15 protein-coding genes are annotated in these 20,343 nt (G+C 68.1%); 5 read left to right on the top strand and 10 right to left on the bottom strand.

The window, feature by feature from the left end; all coding sequences use genetic code 11:
• Positions 1-32: 32 nt before the first annotated feature.
• Both rsmG and KVS69_RS06090 read right to left on the bottom strand, forming a co-directional pair.
• Positions 33-671 carry a 16S rRNA (guanine(527)-N(7))-methyltransferase RsmG gene (gene rsmG / locus KVS69_RS06095; protein WP_210131371.1) on the bottom strand — a complete coding sequence of 213 codons (639 nt, stop codon included), beginning with the start codon at positions 669-671 and terminating at the stop codon, positions 33-35.
• A gap of 51 nt (positions 672-722) precedes the next feature.
• On the bottom strand, positions 723-1,322 hold the full coding sequence (locus KVS69_RS06090) for a 4'-phosphopantetheinyl transferase superfamily protein (RefSeq protein WP_217537485.1): 600 nt from the start codon (positions 1,320-1,322) through the stop codon (positions 723-725).
• A gap of 95 nt (positions 1,323-1,417) precedes the next feature.
• Here KVS69_RS06090 and KVS69_RS06085 point away from each other — a divergent pair, with 95 nt between their 5' ends.
• Entirely contained in the window at positions 1,418-1,669 is a 252-nt protein-coding gene (locus KVS69_RS06085; protein WP_068854466.1) for a GlsB/YeaQ/YmgE family stress response membrane protein, read from the top strand.
• A gap of 76 nt (positions 1,670-1,745) precedes the next feature.
• Here the strand turns inward: KVS69_RS06085 and xth are convergent, their stop codons facing one another.
• From xth to KVS69_RS06065, 4 genes are all read right to left on the bottom strand, one after another.
• Complete coding sequence (gene xth / locus KVS69_RS06080; protein WP_068847873.1) at positions 1,746-2,513, bottom strand: exodeoxyribonuclease III; 768 nt, start codon at positions 2,511-2,513, stop codon at positions 1,746-1,748.
• 165 nt (positions 2,514-2,678) lie between these two features.
• Positions 2,679-4,094, bottom strand: a complete 1,416-nt coding sequence (locus KVS69_RS06075) for a coniferyl aldehyde dehydrogenase (protein WP_217537484.1) — start codon at positions 4,092-4,094, stop codon at positions 2,679-2,681.
• Between the two features lie 162 nt (positions 4,095-4,256).
• Positions 4,257-5,912 carry an MFS transporter gene (locus KVS69_RS06070; RefSeq protein ID WP_068847877.1) on the bottom strand — a complete coding sequence of 552 codons (1,656 nt, stop codon included), beginning with the start codon at positions 5,910-5,912 and terminating at the stop codon, positions 4,257-4,259.
• Positions 5,913-5,975: 63 nt separating this feature from the next.
• Positions 5,976-7,403, bottom strand: a complete 1,428-nt coding sequence (locus KVS69_RS06065; protein ID WP_217537483.1) for a DcaP family trimeric outer membrane transporter — start codon at positions 7,401-7,403, stop codon at positions 5,976-5,978.
• A 235-nt stretch (positions 7,404-7,638) separates the two neighbouring features.
• Here KVS69_RS06065 and acs point away from each other — a divergent pair, with 235 nt between their 5' ends.
• The 3 genes from acs (at position 7,639) to mntP (ending at position 11,264) form a co-directional block, all read left to right on the top strand.
• The gene (gene acs / locus KVS69_RS06060) at positions 7,639-9,582 is read left to right on the top strand and encodes an acetate--CoA ligase (RefSeq protein WP_217537482.1); all 1,944 of its coding nucleotides are present in this window, start codon (positions 7,639-7,641) and stop codon (positions 9,580-9,582) included.
• Between the two features lie 18 nt (positions 9,583-9,600).
• The gene (locus tag KVS69_RS06055; protein WP_068847883.1) at positions 9,601-10,266 is read left to right on the top strand and encodes a response regulator transcription factor; all 666 of its coding nucleotides are present in this window, start codon (positions 9,601-9,603) and stop codon (positions 10,264-10,266) included.
• 419 nt (positions 10,267-10,685) lie between these two features.
• Positions 10,686-11,264, top strand: a complete 579-nt coding sequence (mntP, locus tag KVS69_RS06050) for a manganese efflux pump MntP (RefSeq protein ID WP_217537481.1) — start codon at positions 10,686-10,688, stop codon at positions 11,262-11,264.
• A 1-nt stretch (position 11,265) separates the two neighbouring features.
• Here the strand turns inward: mntP and KVS69_RS06045 are convergent, their stop codons facing one another.
• From KVS69_RS06045 to KVS69_RS06035, 3 genes are all read right to left on the bottom strand, one after another.
• Positions 11,266-12,429 carry a hypothetical protein gene (locus KVS69_RS06045; RefSeq protein WP_217537480.1) on the bottom strand — a complete coding sequence of 388 codons (1,164 nt, stop codon included), beginning with the start codon at positions 12,427-12,429 and terminating at the stop codon, positions 11,266-11,268.
• 74 nt (positions 12,430-12,503) lie between these two features.
• Positions 12,504-15,950, bottom strand: a complete 3,447-nt coding sequence (locus KVS69_RS06040; protein ID WP_184126090.1) for a PAS domain-containing hybrid sensor histidine kinase/response regulator — start codon at positions 15,948-15,950, stop codon at positions 12,504-12,506.
• Between the two features lie 51 nt (positions 15,951-16,001).
• A complete protein-coding gene (locus tag KVS69_RS06035) occupies positions 16,002-17,390 on the bottom strand; it encodes an ATP-binding protein (RefSeq protein ID WP_217537479.1) in 1,389 nt (462 codons plus the stop codon).
• 107 nt (positions 17,391-17,497) lie between these two features.
• Between KVS69_RS06035 and KVS69_RS06030 the strand changes: the two genes are divergently transcribed.
• On the top strand, positions 17,498-19,321 hold the full coding sequence (locus KVS69_RS06030; RefSeq protein ID WP_217537478.1) for a tetratricopeptide repeat-containing diguanylate cyclase: 1,824 nt from the start codon (positions 17,498-17,500) through the stop codon (positions 19,319-19,321).
• 11 nt (positions 19,322-19,332) lie between these two features.
• Here KVS69_RS06030 and KVS69_RS06025 read toward each other — a convergent pair whose 3' ends face one another.
• Positions 19,333-20,343 carry an OmpA family protein gene (locus tag KVS69_RS06025; protein ID WP_217537477.1) on the bottom strand — a complete coding sequence of 337 codons (1,011 nt, stop codon included), beginning with the start codon at positions 20,341-20,343 and terminating at the stop codon, positions 19,333-19,335.

The following is a 20,343-nucleotide window of genomic DNA, read 5'->3' as shown; positions in this document are numbered from 1 at the left end:
GGGCATTATGCGGGCATGGGGCGTGTCGTGTCTCACGGACCGGCCACCACCACCAGATGGCGCTCGCCGGTCAGGCCCGGAACATGCAGCGGCAGGACCTGCTCAACCCGCCAGCCGGCCGGCAGCTGGGCGATCTCGTCATGCGGGTGGACGCCCTTCATGGCCAGCAGGCGTCCGCCGGGGCGCAGCAGGTGCCCGCCAACGGCGATGATGCCGGCCAGGGTGTCCATGGCGCGGGCGGTGAGGTTGTCATAGGCGCCCGGCTCTGCCAGCGCTTCGGCACGGGATTCGGCCACGCGGGCGTTGGCCAGGCCCAGCTGGCGCACCGCTTCGCGCATGAAGCGGGCCTTCTTGCCGTTGCTTTCCACCAAGGTCACCTGCAGCTGCGGGCGGGCGATGGCCAGCGGAATGCCGGGCAGCCCGGGGCCGGTGCCCAGGTCGGCCAGGGTGCCCTGCTCCAGGTACGGCTGCATCGCCAGCGAATCGAGCAGGTGGCGGGTGACCATCTCCATCGGGTCGCGGATGGCGGTGAGGTTGTAGGTGCGGTTCCAGCGGTCCAGCAGGGCGAGGTAGGTCAACAGGGGCGGCGCCAGGGTGGCATCCAGGCCCATGGCAGCCAGGCCGCGCTCAAGCGCATCGGCCACGCCGGCCGGGAGTGTGTGTTCGGTCATGCGCCCATTATCGCAGGCTGGGGACCTGCTGACTGCGCGGATTCGGTGCGCTCAGAGCGCGTGCCAGGCCAGTGCGGCGCGGAAATCGTCCGCGGCCTGCCATTCGTGCAGGTGCCAGCGCTGGGCCGGGCCGAGTTCCGGGTCGCACCAGGCCAGGTGCAGGGCGCCGTCGGCGGCGGGCGCCAGCTGCAGGCGGTGCAGGCCGAACGAGATGCCCTGCCCCTGCGCCTTGAGGATGGCCTCCTTGGCGCACCAGACCCGGAAGAACCAATGGGTGCGGGCGTCTTCGTCCAGCCCGAGCAGCCATGCCACTTCGGTCGGGTGGAAGAAGCGCTCGATGATTTCGGCCATGCGCGGCCGTGGGCGCAGCGGCTCCAGATCCACGCCCAGCCGCACGCCCTCGCCCAGCCCCACCAGCAGCAGGCCATGGCTGTGACTCCAGCCGGTGCCGATATGCGCCAGCGGGCCGTGCAGCTCCGGGCGGCCGCGCGGATCGCGCTGCAGCGGCAGGTCTTCGGCGCTGCCCCCCAACTGGTCAGCCAGCAACACCCGCGCCTGCGGCTCGCCACGGGTACCGGGCACATGCGGCAGGCGCCAGACGGTGACCGGGCCGAACCGCCAGGGCCCGTCCAGGGTCGCCGGCAGGCTCATGCGAACACCCCGCCAATGCGGCTGCACGACGACTTCACGGGGGCTGCCGTCAACTGGCTCTGTCTCATCGGCACACAAACTCTGGAGTGGACAACATGGGCATCATCATCTGGTTGATCGTCGGTGGCATCGTGGGCTGGCTTGCCAGCATCATCATGCGCCGCGACGCGCAGCAGGGCATCATCCTCAACATCGTGGTCGGCATCGTCGGCGCGCTGATCGCCGGCTTCCTGTTCGGCGGCGGCATCAACGAAGCGATCACCATCCGCACGTTCCTGTTCTCGCTGATCGGGGCCGTGATCCTGCTGGCGATCGTGAACCTCTTCACCCGCCGCAGCGTTCGGTAACCTGACAGGGCAGGTAACGACCGTTGGTCGTTACGCCTTTCCAGCAAGGCCCGGCACCCGCCGGGCCTTGTGCGTTTCAGCCCAGCTGCACCCACGCCGGGGCGTGGTCGCTCGGCCGGTCCCAGGTGCGCGGCTCGCGGTCGATGCCCGAAGCCAGCGCACGCGCCTTGAGGGCATCCGACACCAGGGTCAGGTCGATGCGCAGGCCCAGGTTGCGGCGGAACCCGGCGGCGCGGTAATCCCACCAGCTGAACACGCCTTCTTCTTCGCTGTGCAGCCGGAAGGCATCGTGCAGCCCCAGCTGCAGCAACTTGTTGAGCGCGCCGCGTTCGGCGGTGGAGGTCAGGATGTGGTTCTCGTTCCAGACCAGCGGGTCGTGCACATCACGCGCGTCCGGGGCGATGTTGAAGTCGCCCATCACCACCAGCTCCGGGTATTTCTGCAGTTCCGAGGCCACCCAGGCGTGCACCGCTTCCAGCCAGCGCAGCTTGTAGGCGTACTTGTCGGTGTCCACGTCCTGGCCGTTGACCACGTACAGGTTGATGATGCGCACGCCGTTGACGGTGCCGGCGATCACCCGCTTCTGCTCGTCCTCGAAGCCTGGAATGCCGATCTGCACGTCCTGCGCCGGCTCGCGCGACAGCAGCGCCACGCCGTTGTAGGTCTTCTGCCCGGCGAACACGCTGCGGTAGCCCAGCCCGGCCAGCACCGCGTCGGGGAACTTGTGGTCTTCCATCTTGGTTTCCTGGATGCCGACCACGTCCGGCGCGAACGCGGTGAGCCACTGTTCCAGGTGCGGCAGGCGCACGTTGAGCGAATTGACGTTCCAGGAGGCGATTTTCATGGGCGCATTGTAGCGGGTCGGCGGTTCCGTACCGACCAACGGTCGGTACCTACCGGTCGAACGCGCGGGCCTTGGCCGTGGCGCCGGTCGAACGCGCGCCTCGGACGCGGCGCATGCGAAACGATGCTGCCCCGGGTAGGTACCGACCGTTGGTCGGTACCTCCATCAGCGCAGAATCACCCTGAGCAGGCCGGCAATGCGTGAATACGGCGGTTTAAGCATATCGCTCGCCGCCCACCGCGACTGCCACAGGATCGGCAGCTGCTTGCTCATCGCATCGAACCCGGCACGCCCGTGGTAGGCGCCCATCCCGCTGGGGCCGACGCCGCCGAACGGCAGGCCGTTGATGGCGAAATGCAGCAGGGTGTCGTTGACGGTGACGCCGCCGGCCACGATCTGGCCGAGCACGCGCTCCACCACCGGCCGCTGTTCGCTAAAAACGTACAGCGCCAGCGGCCGGTCGCGGCCCTGCACTGATTCCAGGGCGGCATCCAGGTCGGGATAGGCGCACACCGGCAGGATCGGGCCGAAGATTTCCTCCTGCATCAGGTCCAGGTCGGCCGGCGGGTCGAGCACGATGGTAGGCACGATCATCCGCTCGCGGCGCGCGCGCTCGGGATCGATGCTGGCCAGTTCGATCACCGGCACGCCGCGTTCGCGCGCCTGGGCCAGGTAGCCGAGCAGGCGCTGGTACTGGCCGTCATTGATGATGCGGGTGTAATCGTCGGTATTGCTGAAGTCACCGTAGCGCGCGCGCACTTGGGTCTGCAGCTGCTGCACCAGCTCGCGCTGGCGGCGGCTGTCGACCAGCACATAATCCGGCGCGATGCAGGTCTGGCCGGCATTGAACCACTTGCCGGTAGCCAGCCGCGCGGCGGCCTTGCCCAGCGGATAGTCGCTGCACACGATGGCCGGTGACTTGCCGCCCAGCTCCAGGGTGAGCGGGGTCAGGTGCTGCGCGGCGGCCGCCATGACCTTGCGGCCCAACGCCGTGGAGCCGGTGAACACCAGGTGGTCCAGCGGCGCGCCGGCCAGCGCCGAGGCCAGCGCGGCGTCGCCCTGCACTACCGCTACGCGCTCGGCCGGGAACACGTCGGCCAGCAGGTCGTGCAGGAAGGCGCTGGTGCGCGGGGTGTGCTCGGAGGGTTTCAGGACGACGTGGTTGCCTGCCGCGATGGCAGTGGCCAGCGGAATCAGCGCCAGGTTCACCGGGTAGTTCCACGGCGAGATCACCCCGACCACGCCGAGTGGCACCGGCCGGGTCTGCGCCCGCGCCGGCCAGAACCGCCAGCCGACCCCGACCCGGCGCGGGCGCATCCAGCCTCGCAGGTGCGCCAGCAGGTGGTCGATCTCATTGAGCACGGTCATGCCGTCGGCGATCAGCGACTCATGGGTGGAGCGGTGGCCGAAATCGGCTGCGATGGCCTCGGCCATCTGCGGCAGGCGTGTCTTCAACGCAGCGCGCAGGCGCTGCAGGTCGCTGCGGCGCTGTTCCAGCGACGGGCGGTTGGCCTGCCAGGCGTGGCGCAGGGTATGCAGAATGGCCTGTAGGGCGGCAGTGTCGGTGTTGGGGTGGTCCATGGCCGGAATATAGCAATGGTTGTGGCCGACACCGCGAGGACACGCATGGCGTGTCGCTACGCATCGGACGCACTGTAGCGACACGCCATGCGTGTCCTCGCAGACCCAAACGAAGAAGGGCCGTGGCAATGCCACGGCCCTTCTGGTTCACGCCATCACCGGTTACTTGGTGATGTCCACACCCTTGGTTTCATGCAGGAACAGGCCGCCGACCACGACCGTCATCAGCGCGATGATGATCGGGTACCACAGGCCGTAGTACAGGTTGCCGGTGCCGGCCACCAGCGCGAACGAGATCGCGGGCAGGAAGCCACCGAACCAGCCGTTGCCGATGTGGTACGGCAGCGACATCGAGGTGTAGCGGATGCGGGTCGGGAACAGCTCGACCAGGTAGGCCGCGATCGGGCCGTAGACCATGGTCACGTACAGCACCAGGATCCACAGCATGAGCACGGTGCCGGCAATGTTGATGCGCGCGTTGTCGGCCTTGGCCGGGTAACCGGCTGCGGTCAGCGCCGCCTTGAGTTCGCCACCGAAGGCATCGCCCTTGGCCTTGAGCTCATCCTTGGTCAGGCCAGCGGCTTCGAACGAGGTCACCTGGCTGTTACCCACGCTCACCAGCGCCAGCGAACCAGCGGCGGCAGGCTGCACGTCGTACGGCACACCGGCCTTGGTCAGCGCGGCGGTGGCCACGTCGCAGGAGCTGGTGAACTTGCGCAGGCCGACCGGATCGAACTGGAACGAGCAGGTGTTCGGATCGGCGATGACCAGCGCCGGCGAGCTGCTGCGGGCTTCTTCGATGGCCGGGTTGGCGAAGTGGGTCAGGCCCTTGAACACCGGGATGTAGGTCACCGCGGCCAACAGGCAGCCGGCCAGGATGATCTTCTTGCGGCCGATGCGATCGGACAGCCAGCCGAAGAAGATGAAGAACGGCGTACCCAGGGCCAGCGCGCCGGCGATCAGCAGGTAGGAGGTGGTGGCATCGACCTTGAGCATGCTGCTCAGGAAGAACAGCGCGTAGAACTGGCCGCCATACCACACCACGGCCTGGCCGGCTGCGGCGCCGAGCAGGACCAGCAGCATCAGCTTGAGGTTGCCGTCCTTGAGGCTGTCACGGAACGGGGTCTTGGAGCCCTTGCCTTCGGCCTTCATCTGCTGGAACAGCGGCGACTCGCTCAGCTGCAGGCGGATCCACACCGAAATGCCCAGCAGGATGATCGAGACCAGGAACGGAATGCGCCAGCCCCAGGCTTCAAATGCCTCGTTGCCCAGGAAGTAGCGGCAGGCCAGGATGATCAGCAGCGACATGAACAGGCCAAGCGTGGCCGTGCACTGGATGAAGCTGGTGTACAGGCCACGCTTGTCGGCCGGTGCATGCTCGGCCACGTAGGTCGCCGCGCCACCGTACTCGCCACCCATCGCCAGGCCCTGGGCCAGGCGCAGGACGATCAGGATCACCGGCGCCGCGAAGCCGATCGACGCGTAGTTGGGCAGCACGCCGACCAGGAAGGTCGAGATGCCCATGATCAGGATCGTGACCAGGAAGGTGTACTTGCGGCCGATGCGGTCGCCGAGGCTGCCGAAGAAGGCCGCGCCGAACGGACGCACGAAGAAGCCGGCCGCGAAGGCCAGCAGGGCGAAGATCATGCCCGTGGTTTCGTTGACCCCGCTGAAGAACTGCTTGGCGATGATCGCCGCCAGCGAGCCATACAGGAAGAAGTCATACCATTCGAACACGGTGCCAAGGCTGGACGCGAAGATGACCTTCTTGTGGCCCTTGGTAAGTTCTGCTTTTGCAGGTACGGGTGTGGTGGACATAAGACGCTTCCCCTCCGAAGCAATCATTGGTGGCAGGTGCCGACAATGCGTCGGCACCCATGCTTAAAAACTGTACTTCGTGGTGAACTGCACGCGGTTGATGTCGCCCTTGCGGCCATCTTCGATCTCGCGCACGCCGTACATGTACTCCGCGCCGATATCGACCTTGGGCATCGGCGTGTAGAAGATGTTGCCGCGGATGCTCTGCACGCTCTTGGTGACCAGCGGGCCCAGCACGCTGTCGTTGTCGTAGTCGCTGCGGGCGTAGATCAGGTTGGTGCGCAGCTTCGGGGTGAAGGCGTGGCGCCAGCCGACATAGCCGGCCAGCACGCCAGTGGGGTTGAGTTCGTCCTGGGCCACGTCGTAAGCCGTATCGGCGGTGACGCCCAGGCCAACGTAACGGGCGATGCCTTCGCCACCGCTGATCTGGTAGTGCAGCTGGTCGCTGCCGCCCATCACCCACTTGCCGCCCAGGGTCAGGCCGCCGCCGATCTTGTCGGCGTCGGCACCGGTGGCCTGGTTGTCGACCTTGAGCTGACGCACGATACCGCCCACCCCGAAGGTGCCCCAGTCGCCCTTCCAGCCATAGCGCAGGGTCAGGTCCGGCAGGGAGCCACGGTCGCTGTTGCTGGCCACGTTGGTCCACGCCCCGGTAACCGGATTGCGGGTGCCGGTGAGCACGGTGGTTTCCGGGTTTTCCAGCGCGACGCTGAAGCCGCCCTGGGTGTAGCGGATCTGCGCCTGGCGCACGAACAGCACGCCGTCGGTGGGACCGACGAAGTCGGCCGCTTCCGGCAGCGAGGCCGCGTCCATGAAGTTCGACCAGGTCTGGCCGGCCATCCAGTTGTTCCAATACATGTACGCGTGGCGCAGGGTCACGCCGTAAGTATTGGTGGCGGTCTGGTTGCCCAGCGAGTTGCCGAAGAAGTCCATCTCGAAGAACGCGCCGGACTTGTTGCCCTTGTCCGAGACGTTGTCGATGCCCAGGTTGAAGCGCGAGAACTTGGCGTGGGCATTGAAGTCCACGTCGGAACGCTCGCCGCTGCCGCCGGCACCGGCCACCGGGGTCTGGCCCGGCAGGTACAGCGCGCGGCCGGTGGCGTCGTCGGCCAGCTGGCCATCGCCGGTCTGGGTGGCCAGGAAGTCGGCCTTGATGAAGCCGCCGATCTTGACCGTGGTGCCCGGCGCGGCGCCCGGGGTGATGGTGGTGACCTGGATCGGCTGCTTGCCGGCGGGCACGGTGGCGCCGGCAGGCTGTTGCGCCTGCACGGTCTTTACCGCGGTCACATCGGTCTGGGCTTGGCTGATCTGGGTCTGCTGCTGCTGGGTGGTGGACAGCAGCAGCTGCACCTGGCGCTCCAGCTCGGCAACGCGCGCTTCCAGCTGCTTCTCTTTGGCGGTTTCGGCAAACGCCATGCTAGGCGCCACCAACGCGACCAACAGGCAGGTCGCCAACGGCTTGCGCATGGTCTTCAACATACGGGTACTCATGTTGCCCTCTCTCCCGGGTGGCAAAGTGATCGCCGCGTGTGGGGTCACGGTCGAGCCGAGCGTGCGGCCGGTTGACGCACCCCGGCTATTGGCAATTGGTCGAACCCGCCGCTTTTACGACCAAGGTCTAACCATTCCCTTACCTCGTGGCGCAGTGGATGCGGCAAACTGAGCGGGATGAATCGCGGGTTATGCTGCGATCGCACAACCCAGTCCTAGTGCAAGTGAGGGTGCCATGGCCGATCTTTACCCCGTCAAGGCGGACGTTGCCGCCAAGGCGCGCATTGACAAGAACACTTACCAGCAGCTCTACCGCGAATCGGTGGACAACCCCGACGCGTTCTGGGGCAAGGCCGCCGAGCGGCTGGACTGGTACAGGAAGCCGTCCACGATCCGCAACGTCAGCTACCAGCTCGACGATTTCCGCATCAAGTGGTTCGAAGACGGCGAACTCAACGCCAGCGTGAACTGCCTGGACCGCCAGCTGGACAAGCGCGGCGACAAGGTTGCGCTGCTGTTCGAACCGGACAGCCCGGATGCGCCGGCGCAGGGCGTGACCTACCGCGAGCTGTACGAGCGCACCTGCCGCCTCGGCAACGCGCTGCGCAACCTGGGCGTCAAGAAGGGCGACCGGGTCACCATCTACCTGCCGATGATCGTTGACGCCGCTGTAGCCATGCTGGCCTGCGCGCGCATCGGTGCAATCCACTCGGTGGTGTTCGGTGGCTTTGCGCCCAACTCGATCGCCGACCGCGTGATCGACTGCGGCAGCAAGCTGATCATCACCGCCGACGAAGGCCTGCGCGGCGGCCGCAGGATTCCGCTGAAGGCTAACGTGGATGCCGCGCTGAAGCTGCCCGGCACCACCACGGTGGAAACCGTGCTGGTGGTGCGCCACACCGGCGGCGCGGTAGACATGCAGGCCCCGCGCGACCGCTGGTTCCACGACGTGGTGGACCCGCAGCCGGCACAGTGCGAACCGGAGCGGATGAACGCCGAGGATCCGCTGTTCATCCTCTACACCTCCGGTTCCACCGGCAAGCCCAAGGGCGTGCTGCACACCACCGGCGGTTACCTGCTCTACGCGGCCTACACCCATGAAGCGGTGTTCGACCTGCGCGAAGAGGACATCTACTGGTGCACCGCCGATGTGGGCTGGGTCACCGGGCACAGCTACATCGTGTACGGCCCGCTGGCCAACGGCGCCACCTCGCTGATGTTCGAAGGCGTGCCTAACTACCCCGACACCTCGCGCTTCTGGCAGGTGATCGATAAGCACCAGGTCAGCATCTTCTACACCGCGCCTACCGCCATCCGCGCGTTGATGCGCGAAGGCGATGCGCCGGTCAAGCGCACCTCGCGCGCCTCGCTGCGCCTGCTGGGCAGCGTCGGCGAGCCGATCAACCCGGAAGCCTGGCGCTGGTACTACGACGTGGTCGGCGATGGCCGCTGCCCGATCGTGGATACCTGGTGGCAGACCGAAACCGGCGGCATCCTGATTTCGCCGCTGCCCGGCGCGATCGATCTCAAGCCCGGGTCGGCCACCCTGCCCTTCTTCGGCGTGCAGCCGGCGCTGGTCAACGCCGATGGCGAGATCAAGGACGGCGCCACCGAAGGCAACCTGATCATCCGCGATTCGTGGCCGGGCCAGATGCGCACCGTCTACGGCGACCACCAGCGCTTCATCGACACCTACTTCCGCACCTACCCGGGCAGCTACTTCACCGGTGACGGCTGCCGGCGCGACGAGGACGGCTACTACTGGATCACCGGCCGCGTCGACGATGTCATCAACGTGTCCGGCCACCGCATCGGTACCGCCGAGGTGGAAAGCGCACTGGTTTCCCACCCGAAGGTGGCCGAAGCGGCCGTGGTCGGCTTCCCGCACGACATCAAGGGCCAGGGCATCTATGCCTACGTGACCCTGGTGGCCGACGAAACGCCGAGCGAGGAGCTGCACAAGGAGCTGGTGGCGTGGGTGCGCAAGGAGATCGGCCCGATCGCCTCGCCCGACCACCTGCAGTGGGCCCCGGGGCTGCCGAAGACGCGCTCGGGCAAGATCATGCGCCGCATCCTGCGCAAGATCGCCGAGAACGCGCCCGACCAGCTGGGTGACACCTCGACCCTGGCCGACCCGTCGGTGGTGGCATCGCTGGTGGAAGAGCGTAAGGTCAAGTAATTGGTTCCCACCTCCCCCATGACAACCCTGCTGATCGCCGATGACCACCCCCTGTTCCGTGAAGCCCTGCGCGGCGCGGTGCAGCGGGTGATGCCGGGCGTGCTGCTGTACGAGGCCGACAGCGTGGAAGCGCTGTACCAGCTGGCCGACCAGCATGCCGATGCCGACCTGGTCCTGATGGACCTCAACATGCCCGGTGCGCAGGGCTTCAACGCGCTGGTGCACATGCGGGCACTGCACCCGCAGTTGCCGGTGGTGGTGGTGTCCGCGCGCGAAGAGCCCACCGTGATGCGGCGGGCACTGGACCACGGCGCGTTCGGGTTCATTCCCAAGTCGGCCGACTCGGACACCATCGGCCATGCGCTGGGCACGATCCTGGACGGCGAAACCTGGGCCCCGCCGGAGGCGCACAACGTGCCGCCGACCGGGCGCGAGGAACGCGAGGTCGGCCAGCGCCTGCGCGAGCTCACCCCGCAGCAGTTCCGGGTGCTGCAGATGCTCGGCGCCGGGCGGCTCAACAAGCAGATTGCGTATGACCTCAATGTGTCCGAGGCCACCATCAAAGCGCATGTGACCGCGATCCTGCGCAAGCTGGGCGTGACCAACCGTACCCAGGCGGTGTTGATGGCCGGCAAGCTGACGCTGGATGACGAGCCGTTGGTGTTGCCGCCGGAAGAGGATTGATCGCGGATTGCGTGGCTGCGTGGCCGCGTGGCTGCGTGGCCGCGTGGTTGCGTGATTGCGTCGTTGCGTCGTTGCGTCGTTGCGGTAGAGCCGACTGTTAGTCGGCTGCGGAGACATGCAGCGGACTAACAGTCCGCTCTACCTGCTTCGGCTTATAGCCGAAGCTATACATCCCAGCACGCCCTGCGCAATTCGGCGATTTGGGCGGTAAACCGCGTTCGCGGTGCTAAGCTTCGCGTCCCCTTGGGGAGTAGCCTGTTTCCTGCTGAAGGAAACGCCCGTATCAACATGCTCGGCCAGTGCGCCGTGGTGCGGGCAGCCAGTGATGGTTGGCGAGACCAGCGGTCCGCGTGCGCAACGACAGGTTGGGCGCGAACGTGGGCCGTTGTCCGTCATCGCCCAACCTGCACTGTCGTGTGATGTCCCCCATTTCGATGCTGTTGATCGGCTTTGCCATGTCCACCGATGCCTTCGCCGCGGCAATCGGCAAAGGCGCTGCCATGCGCAAGCCGCGTTTTCCCGATGCGCTGCGTGCCGGCCTCATCTTCGGTGTGATCGAAGGCCTTACGCCGGTGATCGGCTGGCTGCTCGGCCGCGCCGCGTCGTCCTACGTGCAGGCCTTCGACCACTGGATCGCCTTCGTGCTGCTCGGTGCGCTGGGCGTGCACATGATCATCAACGGCGTGCGGCACGACCCGGACGCTGACAGCGACGACCCCGACAAGCAGCACGGTTTCTGGCACCTGGCCGTCACCGGCTTTGCCACCAGCATCGATGCCCTGGCCGTCGGCGTGGGCCTGGCCTTCCTGGACGTGCATATCGGCGTGATGGCGACGGTGATCGGCCTGTGCACGCTGGTGATGGTCACCACCGGCATCATGCTGGGTCGGGTGCTGGGCGACATGATCGGCAAGCGTGCCGAGATCGCTGGCGGCGTAATCCTGATCATCGTCGGCAGCGCCATCCTGTATGAGCATCTTTCTGGCGCCGTCGGCTAGATCAGGTGCGTGGGCGGTGGTAGTCGACGATGTCGACCAGCACGTAGCCATGTGGAGTTTTACGGTACAGCAGGCGCTCCGTGTTACGGCCCGGGCTCTGCCGGCCTTCCCAGTGGATGTCGGTCGCTTGATACGGCATGCCCTGGTAGCGCACCGGGTGGCCGCAAGGACGGCGGTCGGCCAAGTCACCTTTGATCCGGTCCAGTTCCCGCAAGGTGCGGCTGTCGGCGGCCAGTCCACGCAGCTTGGCGCGCAGCAGCGGTCCCAAGTGGACCTCGGCGCGGGCGTGATGGACTGAGCCGGCTGACTCCGCCGCCGGTGTCGGCGTCGCTGCCGATGCCGATGCATCACCGGATTCACAGTGTCGCCGCGTCTGGCGACGATGGGTGACGCCGACCAGTGCGCTGGGCTTCAGTGTCTCCAGCATGTGCCCTGTCCGGGCGGGAGCAGAATGCACGCGCATCTCGCCCTGGCATTCGTCGGTGGTGAACGCATGCGCGTCACGCAGCGCGGTATTGGCAAGGTCCACGCGCAGGTACGGGCAGTGCAGCTGGCGCAGCACGGTGCCGGCGCGCGTGCCTGCCTGGTTCAGCGCGGTCGCGATGGCCGTGCCCTGCCCTTCGCGCGCGGCCACCAGGTAACACGCGTTGGCGTTGCGCTTGGCGAGCAGCATCACCGCACGATCGCGGCAATGGGTCAGGTAGAAATGACGGATGACGCCTGCAATGAGCGGATTTGGTGGCACCCTGCGGGTCTGGCAGTATGCATTGAATTCACGGGCGACCCGGCTGAAATCCCGCTCCAGCTGCGCGGCGAGAGACTTCAACGCGTCCAGGTCATCAACGCTGGTGCCGGCCTCATGCAGCAGCTCGCGCACGGCCGGGTAGTCGACCAGCGCCTTCTCATGCGGCTGCAGTTGCCGCGCAGGCTTGTCGGGGTCCAGCCATCGCATCGCGTTGGTGCAGCCGATCCCCATCCAGCCGGAGATCAGCGCGGGCTTCACGATCTCGGCAACGCTCCATGCGGGACCGGCGGCATTGGTGCAACCGCGGAATACCAGCTCGAATCCTGCGCCCACCACGGCACCCAACGTGCCTGCGAGGGGAATCGCCGCGCCGGAATGCAGCGGGGTGGCAAGAAGGGAACGCAGCGAGGGAACGGGCACGGAAACTCCGCAGCAGGTGGTCGGCTGCGCAGCATAGACAGCGCGACGGCACGAGCGTGCTGCGGCTGTCGCCTTCAACCTTGGAGGGTCGAGTGCGCCGCCAGGTACGCGCGCAGCGAGGCCGGTTTGATCGGCTTGGTCAGCAGGCGGTAACCGCGCTCGCGCGCCATGCGCTTGAGTTCGTCGCGCCCGTCGGCAGTGAGCAGCGCGCCGGGAATGTCGCGCCCGGCGCGCTCGCGCAGCGCCACCAGCGTGTCCAGTCCATCCAGGCGGTCGTGCAGGTGGTAGTCGACCAGCATCACGTCCGGCTGCGCCTGCACTTCCTCCAGCGCCTGGTCCACGGTGCTGGCAGTGATCACCTGCACCTGCCAGCGGCCCAGCAATGCACGCATGCCGTCGAGGATTTCCTGGTCGTTGTCCACGCACAGCACGCGCATGCCGGCCAGCGAATCGGTGCGGGTGCTGTGCTCGGGCACGCTGGCCGGCGCGTCGCTGGCCGGTAGATCCGGCACCTGCGCACGGGGCAGCAGGATCGAGAACATGCTGCCACTGCCCACCTGGCTGCGCGCGTTGAGGCGGTGGTCGAGCAGGCGCGAGATGCGCTGGCAGATCGACAGGCCCAGCCCCAGCCCCTGCTCGCCCCAGTCGAACGGCTGCTGGTAGCGATGGAACTCGTTGAAGATCTGCTGCATGTGGTGCTCGGGGATGCCCGGCCCGGTATCCCACACCTGCAGTTCGATCTCGTCGCGGCGATGGCGCACGGCCAGCACGATGCGGCCCTGGCGGGTGTAGCGCAGCGCATTGGCCAGGAAGTTCTGCAGCACCCGGCGCAGCAGCCGGCGGTCGCTGCGCACCCACGCCGGGCGTGCGAACAGGTCCAGGCGCAAGCCGCGCCCGGCCGCCACCGGCGAGTACTGCGCGGCCAGTTCGCGCATCAGCAGGCTCACGTCGAAATCGCCGATCACCGGGTGCAGGCCGCCGGCATCCAGCCGCGACACGTCCAGCAGCCCGTCCAGCAGTTCTTCGGCGGCACGCAGGGAGGCGTCCACGCGCTCTGCCAGGTGCCGCTGTTCATCGTTGTTGTGGTGGCTGTCGCGCAATGCCGAGGCGAACAGGCGCGCTGCGTTCAGCGGCTGCAGCACGTCATGGCTGATTGCGGCCAGGAAACGGGTCTTGGACTGCTGCGCCACTTCGGCTTCATGCGAACGTTCGGCCACGCGCTGTTCCAGCGTCTCGTTGGCTTCCAGCAGCGCGGTCTCGGCGTGCTTGTAGTCGGTGATGTCGTTGTAGCTGGTGACATAGCCGCCGCCGGGCAGCGCCTGGCCGCGCATCTCGATCACCCGGCCATCGCTGCGGGTGCGCTCGAAGATGTGCGGCGAACCGGCGCGCATGTAGCCGATGCGGCGGTTGATCTGCACGTCGATATCGCCCTCGCCCAGCTCGCCGCGCTCGGCGTTGTAGCGGATCAGGTCGGCCACCGGGCGGCCCACGTACAACATGCCATCGGGGTAGCCGAACATCTGCTGGTAGCGGCGGTTCCACGCGGTCAGGCGCATGTCCGGATCAACCACGCTGACCCCGGCGCTGATGTTTTCCAGCGTGGTGGACAGGATTTCACGGTTGAAGCGCAGTTCCTGCCCGGCCTCATCGAGTACCGCCACCACTTCGCCCAGGTCCATGCCCGAGCCGCGCAGCAGGCTGGTCAGCAGCAGGCGCGCGGAGGCCGCGCCGATCGAGGCGGCCAGCAGGCGTTCGGTGAACTGCACCCAGGCCCGGTCCGCCGGGGCCGAGGCCTGCAGCTCGCGGCCCAGCGACTGCGCCTGCTCGAAGAACGACCGGCGCGCATGGCGATCGCCGACCACGCGCGAGGCCAGCGCCAGCAGGTCGCCCACATGCACATGGCCCGGCCAGGCACCGGCCACGGAGGGGCGCTCGGCATACGGGTCCAGGAACGGCGCGGCGCGCAGGCGCTCGTCCACGCCGGGGCGCCAGCGCACCGATACCAGCAGCATGGCCGCGGCGTTGATCAGCAGCGACCAGAACGTGCCATGGGTGAGCGGGTCCCAGCTGGTCATGCCGAACAGCCCCTGCGGCCGCAGCCAGGCAATGCCGAACGGTCCGTCGCTCAGCCAGGCCGCATCCATCCAGCCGGCGTGGGTCAGCGCCGGCAGCAGCAGGGTGTAGATCCAGGTGCCGAAGCCGAGCAGGATGCCGGTCTCCACGCCCCGGCGGCTGGCACCGCGCCAGTACAGGCCGCCGATCAGGCCCGGCGCAAACTGGGCCACCGCGGCGAATGCCATCAGCCCGTACGAGGCCAGGGTGCTGTCGTTGCTGCTGCCGCGGTAGTAGCTGTACGCGGCCAGGGCCAGCAGCAGGATCGCCATGCGGCGGATCCACAACACCCGCGAAGCGACGTCGGCCGCTTCCTGGTGGTCGCCACTGCGGCGCAGCAGCACCGGCATCACCAGGTCGTTGCTGACCATGGTGGCCAGCGCGATGGAGGACACGATGACCATGCCGGTGGCAGCCGAGAAGCCGCCCACGTAGGCCACCAGCGCCAGGAATTTACGGCCTTCGGCCAACGGCAGGGCCAGCACCATGCTGTCGTCGGCGATGCTGCCGCCGGTGCCGAACAGGGTCACACCGGCCGTGGCGATCGGAATCACCATCGCCGAAATGATGATCAGGTAGCCGCCGAACATCCACCGCGCGCGGCGCACATCGCGCACGTCGCCGCATTCCACCACCGCCACGTGGAACTGGCGCGGCAGGCACACGATGGCCAGGAAGCTGAGCAGGGTCTGCGAGATGAAGCCCACCGGCGGCAGCCCGGTGAACAGCGTATGTGCGCTGCGCACCACGGTTTCGCCACGGTCGGCCAGCCACAGGTAGGCGAACAGGCCCAGCGCCACCATCGCGATCAGCTTGATCATCGATTCCAGCGCGATGGCCAGCATCATGCCGTGGTGGTGTTCGGTGGCATCCACCTGGCGGGTGCCGAACAGGGTGGCGAACAGCGCCATCAACAGCGCCACGTACAGCGCCGGGTCGCTGAACCAGCCGGTGGGCCCGACGCTGCCGGTCAGCACCTGCAGGCTCATGGCCACGGCTTTGTACTGCAGGGCGAGGTAGGGAACGATGCCGATCAGCGCGATCACCGCCACCAGCGCGGCCAGGCGGCGCGAGCGGCCGAACCGCGAGGAGATGAAATCGGCGATGGACACCACGTTCTGGCTGCGCGCGATCAGCGCCAGGCGTTCGATGATGCGCCAGCCAAACAGCAGCAGCAGCAGCGGACCGAGGTAGATCGGCAGGTAGCCGATGCCGTTACGCACCGCCGTGCCCACCGCCCCGTAGAAGGTCCACGACGAGCAGTACACCGCCAGCGCCAGGCTGTAGACCACCGGGCGCAGCCACGGGCGGTCGGGGTACATGGGACGGCGGTCGCCCCACCAGGCCACGCCGAACAACAGGGCGGCATAGGCCACCGACACCAGCAGCAGGATCCAGCTAGAAACCACGGGCATGTTTCCGCAAGCGCAGGCCGCAGTGTAGCCGCTGCACGCCCCTGCTCACGCCGCCAGCGGACGCGACGGCAGCTGCAGGTCGATCCGGGTGCCCTCGCCCGGGCGGCTGTGCACCTGCACCGCACCGCCGGCCGCCTCCACCAGGCTGGCGGTCACCGCCAGGCCCAGGCCGGTACCCTGTCCCACCGGCTTGGTGGTGAAGAACGGTTCCAGGCAGCGCGCGCGCACCGTTTCGCTCATGCCTTTGCCGGTGTCCTGCAGCTGCAGGACTACGCGTCCGTCGGTATCGGGCGGCTGCAGGCGCAGCGTGAACCGGCCACCGTCGGGCATGGCCTGGCTGGCATTGACCGCCAGGCTGAGCAGGATCGATTCGAGCTGGGCCGGGTCGAAGTGGATCAGCCGCTGCACGTCGCCGGTTTCCACTTCGCAGTGCACGCGGTCATCGAACACCTGCTGCAGCGTGGGCGCCATCGCCGCCAGCGTGGCGGCCGCGTCCAGCAGCTGCGGTCGGCCCGGCTCGAGCCGGCTGAAATCCAGCAGGCGCCGGCTGACCGCGCTGGCCCGCCGGGTCGCCGAATCCGCGCCCTGCAGGGCCGCCTGCAGGATCTCGCCCTCGCTGCGCCGCGCCTTGGCCACGTAGCCCTGGATGAGCGCCAGCAGGTGGTTGAAATCGTGCGCGATGCCGCTGGCCAGGCGACCTACGTTGTCCATCTTCATGGCATGCACGAGCTGGTCGCGCGAACGCTCGCGGGCCTGCATCTCCACCTGCAGCTCGTCGCGCTTGCGGGCCAGTTCCTGGCTGCGCTGGTGAGCCTCCTGCAGGCTTTCACGCAGGCCGGTCACGCTGTGGTGGAGCAGCCAGGCAGTCATGACGGTGCCGAATGCCGACACTGCCAGGTCACTGGTCGCGTGCAGCACCCGGTCGGTCCGGAACAGGCCCGACGCCGCGTCGACCCAGCCGCCCAAGGCCATCAGCCCGCACAGCCATGCCGCGGTCCAGGCCAGCGGACGGCGGCCAAGCACCGCCGCCACCAACAGCACCGGCACCAGCTGCACCAGCTGCACCCGCAGCTGGGCGGCCAGTCCCCAGTACCCGTAGGCCAGCACCAGCAGCAGCAGTTCACCGGCCAGGAACACCACGGCGGCATGCAGGCTGCGGCCGGCCCGGTGCTCGATCAGGCACAGCAGGCACAACAGCAGGTGGGCGGCGGCCATGGCCGGGACCATCATGTCCAGGCCCGCCCCGAGCCGAAACGCCGTCCACGCCGCCAGCAACGGGTGGTACAGCCCCACCAGCAGCAGCAGGCTGCCCAGCATGGCATCGGTACGCCGACCCAGCCCGGCAGGGCGTTCAGCAGCGGCGGCGCGGGTGGAAGGCGACGACTCGGGCATGCGGCAGGGAATGGGGGCGGCGCCGGCGCGCGGCGGCAACATCGGTATATTAGCAGTGCGCTGTAGATCGTCTGCACTCGACCGGGGAAGTCGTTGTCGCCATGCCTATGTTGTTGCTAGTCCGGCGCGGACTGCCTGCGCTTGCCGTTGTGCTGTCCCTGGCCGCGCTGCCCGCCCAGGCGCAGCGCCCGCTCGACGCGGCGCCGCAGATGGCGCAGGTGGAACAGTGCCATGCCCTGCTCACCAGCGAACCGCAGGCCTCGCTGCAGCTCGCACGCAGCCTGTTGGCCGCGCCCTCGCTGTCCACCTCGATGGAAATCGGCGCGGTCGGCTGCCTGGGGGTGGCGCTGCGGGCGCTGGGGCAGCTGGACCAGACCACCGACCTGCCCGACCGCCTGCTGGCGGCCGCGGCGCGCGCCGACGCCAGCCCCGACGATATCCAGCGCGCCCGGACCATGGCCGCGCACCTGCTGCTGTGGCGCGGCGACCACGCGCGCGCGCTCGGCTTGACCGGCACCCTGCTGGACGATGCGGTGCGGCAACGCGACGTGCAGGGCCAGATCGGCGCGTTGATGCAGATCGCGATGATCCGTGGCGACGCGATGGGCGATGCCGAAGGCGCCCTCACCTACCTGCACAAGGCTACGCAGCTCAGCGACCACCTGCACCGGCCGCCGAACCCGGGCGACCTGATCCTGTACTACAACTATGGGTATGCGCTGCTGATGCTGCAGCGGTACGAGGAAGCCACCGCAGCCTTCAAGCGCGCCGAAGCGATCGGAACGCGGCTGAGCGGCCAGGACGTGTTTCTGCATCGCATCGCCAGCCATCGCGCCGAAATCCTGCGCGTGTCGGGGCAGCGGGAGGCCGCCGAGGCAGCGCTGCGCGGCGTGCTGGCCTGGCAGGGAAAGCAGGATCCGCAGGGCCAGGTGGTGACCCTGCAGCGCCTGGCACGGCTGGCGATGGACCGGGGCAACGCCGCGGTGGCGCTGCCGCTGGCCACCCAGGCGCAGGGCCTGGCAGAGCACGGGCGGTTCGTGGAAGAAGTCCGCAACGGCCTGGACCTGCTCGGTGACATCCACACCCTGCTGGGTCACCGCGAGCAGGCGCTGCAATACGCACGCCAAGGCCGCGCGATGGACCAGGCGCGCAGCAAGGGCGAGACCCTCACCCAGCTGGCCAGGCTGCAGGCCTCGGCCGAACGCAGCATCCATCCCGCCCAGGTCAATGCCGAACAGGACCTGGGCCGGGTGCGCGTGCTGCGCAACAGCGCGGTGATCGCTTTCCTCACCGTCGCGGTGATTGCCACGGTGCTCGTGCTGCGGCTGCGCCAGCAGCGCGGCCAGCTCACCGCACTCAGCCGGACCGACAGCGTCACCGGGCTGCCCAACCGCCGCGAGGCCGAGCGCAGGCTCGACGAACGCGCCGCAGGCCACGACGGCGCAGCGCGCAGCGCGCTGCTGCTGATCGAACTGGACGACTTCAAAGCGCTGAACGAGCGCCATGGACAAGCAGCCGGCGACAGCGTGCTGCGTGCCGTGGGCGAATGCCTGCGGGCGGCCTGCGACCGGCACGACCTGCTGGCACGCTGGGGCGGCGCGGCCTTCCTTGTGGCGCGCCACGACACCGGCGCGGAAGCGGCACAGGCCCTGGCCGGGCACCTGCGGCTGGCCATCGAGCGGCTGGTGGTGGATCTCGCCCCCGGTCAGCACCTGACCCTGACCGCCAGCGTGGGCATGGCACCCCTGCCGTTGTTCGGCGATGCACCGGCGGAGCGGGATGACAGCCTGCGCGCTGCCGATCGTGCACTGCAGGGCGCCCGCCAGGGCGGGCGCAATGCATGGGCAGGGATATGGGGCGAGGACGGGACCCAGGCACCGCATCTGTATGCAGTGCTGGGAAATCCGGAAGAGGCCGCGGCGGCCGGGTGGGTGCGTCTCAGTGGCAGCCGGCCCATTCGCTGGGATGTGTGATGGATCCGACGTCAGCGGATGACGTCGAACCGCACTTCCACCCGCCGGTTGGGCAGCAGGCATTCCAGCAGGGCCGCGCGCGGGCTCACGCCGTCGCACTGCTGCACCTGCTGCGTGTCACCCCGGTATTCGTAACGGATCGTGGCCGGGTCCAGCCCCCGCCCGATCAGCAGCTCACGCACGGTGCGTGCACGCCGCTCGGACAGCGCCTGGTTGGCGTCGAACCCGCGCCCCTGCAGGCGGTCGGCATGCCCGACCAGCGTGACGCCCTGCAGCTTCAGCTTCTCCGCGGCGATGCTGGCCAACGCGCGGTCGATGCTCTCCAGCGAGTAGGTGCGGATGTCGCGGTAGCCGTCGCGGTCGAACTCGAACAGCACGTTGGCCACCAGCGGGCCCGGTGCGGCGATGGCCGCCGGGGCGACGTCGCACTGGCGGGCCAGCGCTTCGGCGTCGTTGACCAGCTCCTCGGCGATCTGGATGTACGGCTTGGAATGCCGCCACTGCTGCTGGTTGAATTCGTTGCCGGCGTGCACCAGCTCGACCTCGCCGCAGGCCACCTGCTGCGCCGCGCAGGCAAAGCCCGGCGTGCCATGCAGCACGCGCAGGCGCTGCCACAGGTCGTCGCGCAGGTACTTCGCGTTGTTGACCAGCGGCGTGTCGGTGGGCAGCGGGCTGGCGCCCTGTTCCATGCCGATGATCAGCCGCTCGGATTCACCCAATGCAGCCTGCGGGAAATCGCTGCGGTCGTTGCGGCTGTATTCGTGGAAGGACACGTCCAGCCAGCACTGTGCCTTGGACAGGTGGTAATCGCGGATCGGGCGGCCGCCGTCGTTGAGCGCCTGGATGCGGCCCTGGGTGGCCTCATACGTGGCATGGTCGGCATGGATCGCCTCGTCGGTGATGCGCTGCTGCTGCGGCCGCAGTTGCGCCGTCTGGGCGTGTGCGGCACCGGCAAGCGCGGCAAGGAGCGCCGCGCCCAGCAGCGGGCGCGCAGAACGGAAGATCGGGTTGGCGTTGTTCAT

It is taken from the genome of Stenotrophomonas sp. GbtcB23, assembly GCF_019091045.1.
In the GTDB taxonomy this organism is placed as follows: Bacteria; Pseudomonadota; Gammaproteobacteria; order Xanthomonadales; family Xanthomonadaceae; genus Stenotrophomonas; species Stenotrophomonas rhizophila_A.
Note: the sequence above shows the minus strand (reverse complement) of the source record. Positions and strands in the feature narration are given on the sequence as shown.